The sequence below is a fragment of the Parabacteroides sp. AM08-6 genome, from assembly GCF_003473295.1.
Taxonomy (GTDB): domain Bacteria; phylum Bacteroidota; class Bacteroidia; order Bacteroidales; family Tannerellaceae; genus Parabacteroides.
In genome coordinates, this window is the sequence record NZ_QRMP01000057.1 from 1 (window position 1) to 6,019 (window position 6,019).

4 protein-coding genes and 2 tRNA genes are annotated in these 6,019 nt (G+C 40.7%); 3 read left to right on the forward strand and 3 right to left on the reverse strand.

The genetic code is table 11. From position 1 onward, the window contains the following. Positions 1 to 463: 463 nt before the first annotated feature. Complete coding sequence (locus tag DW103_RS17585) at positions 464 to 3,724, forward strand: AsmA-like C-terminal region-containing protein (protein ID WP_122278547.1); 3,261 nt, start codon at positions 464 to 466, stop codon at positions 3,722 to 3,724. Positions 3,725 to 3,729: 5 nt separating this feature from the next. Here the strand turns inward: DW103_RS17585 and rfbB are convergent, their stop codons facing one another. Further along, positions 3,730 to 4,869 (reverse strand): dTDP-glucose 4,6-dehydratase, encoded by a 1,140-nt coding sequence (rfbB, locus tag DW103_RS17590; protein WP_122278549.1) that lies wholly within the window; start codon positions 4,867 to 4,869, stop codon positions 3,730 to 3,732. 27 nt (positions 4,870 to 4,896) lie between these two features. Continuing rightward, a complete protein-coding gene (gene rfbC / locus DW103_RS17595; RefSeq protein ID WP_122278551.1) occupies positions 4,897 to 5,454 on the reverse strand; it encodes a dTDP-4-dehydrorhamnose 3,5-epimerase in 558 nt (185 codons plus the stop codon). A 157-nt stretch (positions 5,455 to 5,611) separates the two neighbouring features. Here rfbC and DW103_RS17600 point away from each other — a divergent pair. Next, a tRNA-Cys gene (locus DW103_RS17600) sits at positions 5,612 to 5,686 on the forward strand. Positions 5,687 to 5,698: 12 nt separating this feature from the next. Beyond that, positions 5,699 to 5,770, forward strand: a tRNA-Cys gene (locus DW103_RS17605). 20 nt (positions 5,771 to 5,790) lie between these two features. Here DW103_RS17605 and DW103_RS18545 read toward each other — a convergent pair. After that, the coding region (locus tag DW103_RS18545; RefSeq protein ID WP_233545730.1) for a hypothetical protein at positions 5,791 to 6,019 on the reverse strand (229 nt) is incomplete at its 5' end.

Here is a 6,019-nt window from a genome sequence, read left to right on the forward strand (position 1 = left end):
GCCTCCCGGAGTATATCCACAATGTCCGATACGCTTTCTTTTATGACGTAAAGATACTGATAATTAGATAGATACGCAAATTATCGAGACTCTTTTTTTCATTCATGATGATATTTTTTAGCATAAAATATCATTTTGTCATTTTGCCTCAATGGTTAACCGGCGTGTTCTGTTGCTTAATAAAACATTTAAAACCAGCAACATAAAAGATGAAAACAGGGGGCTGAGTAGGTACTGTTTCACTATCGGATTGATATGTTAAAAAGGGTTTCATGTTCGGGTAAATTATTTTAGCCGCCATATTAATCCCATTTAGTTGCCTTACTAGTGACATTTTGATAATCGAGAAAATTTACCGCCAATGGCAGATTAAAGCGATGTTCAAGAGAATATATTTTTCATTTGCATAAGATAAGTATTTTCTTTTCCTTTGCGTATAAAGAACTCGATACTTGATTAAATAATGAAACGTAAGAATAAGATACTGACAATCACAGCTATTGTTTTAGTAACCCTGCTATTTATCCTGCCCACTATCGGTTTCAGTATTCTGAACTGGGGTGTATTACCACCAGAGAAACTAACTCCAATAGTCATCGAACAAACCAATAAATTCCTGGATGCGCACTTGGAATGCGAACGTATCGAATTGACCTATTTCGAAACCTACCCCTATTTAGGGGTGAAACTGACCAACGGACGCTTGATATCACATGCCGCAGAAGATTCCACGGCACACGAAGAAAAGCTGGCAATTCCATCCGATTCGCTACTTTCATTCTACAGAGCAACAGTTTCTTTTCAACCTTTGGATTATTTGTTCAACGGAAAAATCACAATCAAAGATATTTCAATCGAAAAACCGCGTTTTTACGGTTTTGTCAATAAAAATGGACACGCAAACTGGAATATCTATCAGAGTGAAGAAGACTCAACTCATGCGGATTCCGACAAAAAGCCGCTTCCTCCCATCGATTTGCAAAAAGTCCGCATACGAGGAGGACATTTCACTTATGATGACCGGCAGGCAGATATGTTTGCCGAAATAAACGGCTTTTTCCTCCGTATAGACGGTTCATTGTCAGCTCGAGGAAATACGTTGGATGTAGAAACGGGAAGTAGTTCCCTGCTTTTCCGTAGTCCGACTTATACGTTGAAAAATGATTTGTCCCTGAAATTAAAAAGTCGCCTGCTACTAAGTAACCAGTATAATTCGATAACCCTCCAGGGAGCAGAATTGATGGTTAATAATCTGCCTTTTACGGCAGATGGTTCCCTATATAGGGAACCTGATGGACAACGCTCGCGTATCGATATGAAAATGGGACTGAAGATTTCAGATATGAACGACCTGCTGAAATTCATTCCTGACATATATTTCCAAGACCGGGACAAAACATTGGCAACCGGTTCTATCTTGGTAGAAGGAAATATTCATGGTTTTCTCGGAGACAGTATCGTACCAAATGTTAGTCTTTGCTGCAAAATTGAAAACGGTTCTTATCATATGAAAGGAATAAAGCAAGGCATCGATACACTCCGGATGGATATGGACTTGCATCTGAATGGAGCTTATCCGGACTCTTCATTCGTTTCTCTGGAGCAGTTGACAGTAAAAGGATTAAATACTTCGCTGGACATGCAGGCAAATATAACGAACTTACTTAAAAATCCGGCAATAAAGACCACTATCAGCGGAATAATAGATTTTACCCGTATGGGACAGGAATTTTTAAATCCGGATACTTTATTGGTTGAAGGAAGAATGGAAGCCAACATGGATGCGACATTTACCGTCGACGATATCCTGCAAAGCCGGTTCGGTAAAGTTTATGCTTCCGGCCAATTGAATATCGACAAGCTGAAGGCTTTCAGTAAACCACTCGGACTGGATTTATTTATCAGTGATACACATTTGGCTGTCGATACGACGCAACAGGAAAACATATACATCGGGAAAAAAGGTCTGATGAAGCTAACGATGGCTGTGGATAGCATGAATATAAAATATAAGGACGAACTCGATACCAACATCAGCAAATTGGAAATGCAAGTGCAGACAACTCCGGTTATCGATACAACCGCTGTCATTCCGATGACAGGCAGCCTGCAATTCGACCATTTGTATACCCGCTTGCCGGACTCTGTCCGGTTGTTTGCAGGGCAAACGGTACTGAAAGGCGGTATCAAATCCTCCGCGTCCGACAAAACGATACCGACAGCCGGCATAACAATTTCTATCGATACCTTAAAATATCTGAGCACTCCGATACATACCGGTATCGTCTTAGCCGGCAGCACCTTCAATATCGAAGCACTTCCTTACCGGGATGCTCGTCTCCAATCAATGCAAACACGTAAAACAGCAACGTCAACCAACGAACAAAGTAAGCCCCAACAGGAACAAATCAGAAAAAGAAGAACTACCCAGGCTACTATAGACAGTACAGATACAACCGGACAACTTCTTCGCCGATGGGAAGCGCGGGGAAGTGTCTCGTTCAAACAAATGCGGGCATTCAGCCGTTTGTTTCCAATTCCGATGTGGATGGAGCCGACGACATTGAAGTTCAACACTAATGATGTAACTCTGACCAATGCCTGTCTGCATTTGGGTAAAAGCGACCTGACATTGAACGGCGAAATAAGCCGTATCCGCCAAGCCATGCTCCGGGGAGGAAAATTACAAGGAAGTTTTAGTCTGAATTCCGACTATATTGATTGCAACCAATTGATGCAGGCCATAAACAAAGGAATACAATATTCGGAAAATCATTCATCGGTTGCCAATATTTCTTCTCTAGACGAAGAGAATATCACAGACTTGTCGGAAGATATGCTACCGGACTCTACAATATTGGTAGCAGCTGATAGTACCGAGCAATTATTCATACTCCCGAAGTTCCTTGACATGGTTCTTCAGACAAATGCTAAACATATAGACTTCAAAGACTTACAATTAGAAAACGTAACAGGGGAGATTATCCTCCGCGACCAAAGTATCAACCTGAGCGAACTGAATATGCATTCCAATATGGGCGAAGGGAACTTGACTATGGTTTACACTGCCAAAAACAAAAAAAGTGCTTCTGCGGGATTCGATCTGAACATGAATCAAGTACAAGTCGAAAAAATAATAAAACTTTATCCGGCCATGGATACATTGATTCCAATGTTACGTTCATTTGAAGGAGTTGTCGATTGCCAGATAACAGCCACTTGCAAGTTGGACTCCACGATGTCGCTTATAATGCCATCGTTGAACTCTTTCTGTTATTTGCATGGTAACAACATGGTATTGCTGGATGGCGAAACATTCACCGAAATATCCAAAACACTTATGTTCAAGAATAAGAAACGCAATATGATAGACAGTATATCAGTAGATTTGGCCATTAAGGACAATAAAATAGAAGTCTTTCCTTTCTTGGTGGAAATGGACCGTTATAGGGTAGCTGTAGGTGGTACGCATAATTTGGATATGACATTCAATTATCATGTCTCCGTGTTAAAATCTCCAGTTCCTTTTAAGTTAGGTATCGATATTACGGGAAATCTGGATGACTTCAAATACAAAATAACCAAATGCAAGTATAAAGATATCTTCAAACCGGCCAAACAAGCGGAACTGGACAGCACACGCAAAAATATACGGAAAGATATACGAGAAGCTATCCGCAAACAAATCGAAGAATCTGTTACTTTTGAATCAAGTCAAAAGTAACAGAACTATCGGTTGGAATACATTTGCTCGTAATATTTCATATATTCTCCACCTGTAATCTCCTCCACCCATTTCTGGTTATCCAAATACCAGCGGATAGTCTTTACAATACCGACTTCGAAAGATGTTTCGGGAGTCCAGCCCAGCTCGTTCGTAATCTTTGTCGGATCGATGGCATAACGCTGGTCGTGGCCAAGACGATCCTTTACAAATGTTATCAGACCATCGTTTATCCAATCGATAGAGATTTGCCCGTCAGAACTCATTTCCTGCTTTTTCAGAATCTTACGATATTCAGGATGTTCGGTCATCAGTTGATGAACGGTTTTAATGGTCAGTTTAACGATTTCGATATTTTGTTTTTCATTATGACCGCCGACATTATACACTTCACCAGCCCGTCCCTTATGAAGAACAAGGTCTATGGCTTTACAATGATCTTCCACATACAACCAATCGCGTACATTTGTTCCATCACCATAAACAGGAAGAGACTTACCTTCCAGAATATTCTTAATAATAAGAGGAATAAGCTTTTCGGGGAAATGATATGGACCGTAGTTATTGGAACAACGGGTGATACTCACCGGCATCTTATATGTTTCGGAATAAGCTTTTACAAACAAATCGGCACTGGTTTTCGATGCGCTATACGGACTACGGGGATCCAGCGGAGTTGTTTCATGGAAATAACCTTCAGTTCCTAAGCTACCATAAACCTCGTCGGTTGAAACCTGATGAAAACGGACACCGGAACGCCATTCGGGATAACCGGTTACAGCTTTCCCCGCCACCCAAGCTTTACGGGCGGCATCTAACAGATTCTGAGTCCCTAAAATATTCGTCATCAGGAAAAGCTGCGGATTTTCGATACTGCGGTCCACATGACTTTCGGCTGCAAAATTCACTACATAATCAAACTTATACTTATCAAAGAGTTCGTCGGCCAAAACACGGTCACAAATATCTCCTTTTACAAATTCGCACCGTTTACCGTCTATATCCTCGGCAATTGTCCCGAGATTACCGGCATAAGTCAACAAATCCAATACAACAATCTTAATGTCGGAATATTTAGCCAACATGTATTTTATAAAATTTGCACCGATAAAACCGGCGGCTCCAGTGACCAGATAAGTTTTCATATTTGTATTTTCTTTGTTTATGTTCCGTTAAAATGTAAAATTCAATTCAGCATCTTTCAATAAAGGAGCTTTTGTATCCTTTTCGGAGAGATTGAGTAATTCCCGGTTGATTATTTTCCAGTCCACACCAATTGCCGGATCATCGAAACGAAGTCCACGCTCATGTGTCGGGGTATAAGGATTGTCCACCTTATAAGTAAAAACAGCCTCATCGCTTAACACATGAAATCCATGAGCAAATCCTTGAGGAACAAATAGTTGACGTTTATTTTCTTCGGACAACTCTACAGCCACATATTTTCCAAAAGTAGGTGAACCTGCACGAACATCGACCGCAACATCCAATACACATCCTTTTATCACTCGCACTAATTTTGACTGCGAATAAGGAGCCAACTGATAATGCAATCCTCGCAATACCCCTTTAGAAGAGCAAGATTCATTATCTTGTACAAAATTAATTTTCCCTACATATTGCTCAAACTCCGCCTGCTTCCAAGTTTCCATAAAATATCCCCGGGCATCTTTAAAAACCTTTGGCTCAATAATCCATACACCCGATATTTCTGTTTCTTTATATGTCATCTTATTTTCTTTATGCTTAGCGAAGGCAAAGTAACTTCTTTTTCCTTAGTTCTGCAACTCTCCTCCTTTACAAAAAGGGTAAAAAACATTTGCATATTCAAAACATATTAACTTACTTTGCACTCGCAAAACGAAAGCCAACAGTTTTGTCCATAATGGTTCCTTGGATGAGTGGCTTAGTCAGCGGTCTGCAAAACCGTGTACGGCGGTTCGAATCCGCCAGGAACCTCCAAAATAGAACAATGGTCTCTTGGATGAGTGGCTTAGTCAGTGGTCTGCAAAACCATGTACGGCGGTTCGAATCCGCCAGAGACCTCATCAAAAAACAAAATGGTACTACAAAACTCTATTACTTATTTCGGGTAATGGAGTTTTTTTATAAGCATCTGGTAAATCATGTATTGTTAGATACTTTCGGTTCTGTCCTGCCGGTTTCCACACGGGAGATATAAGATTGAGCAGGAAATTCTTCGTACCTACGCTATCCGTGTAGAACATCGTCCGGTATTGGTCACCCACAAACGTCAGGGCAAACGCATTAGAAACAATCTGAAACTGAATATGT

Bases quoted from the DNA above. Each gene is read 5' to 3' on its own strand.
- rfbC (WP_122278551.1), bottom strand. From the start codon at position 5,454: ATGACATATAAAGAAACAGAAATATCGGGTGTATGGATTATTGAGCCA.
- DW103_RS17585 (WP_122278547.1), top strand. From the start codon at position 464: ATGAAACGTAAGAATAAGATACTGACAATCACAGCTATTGTTTTAGTA.
- rfbB (WP_122278549.1), bottom strand. From the start codon at position 4,869: ATGAAAACTTATCTGGTCACTGGAGCCGCCGGTTTTATCGGTGCAAAT.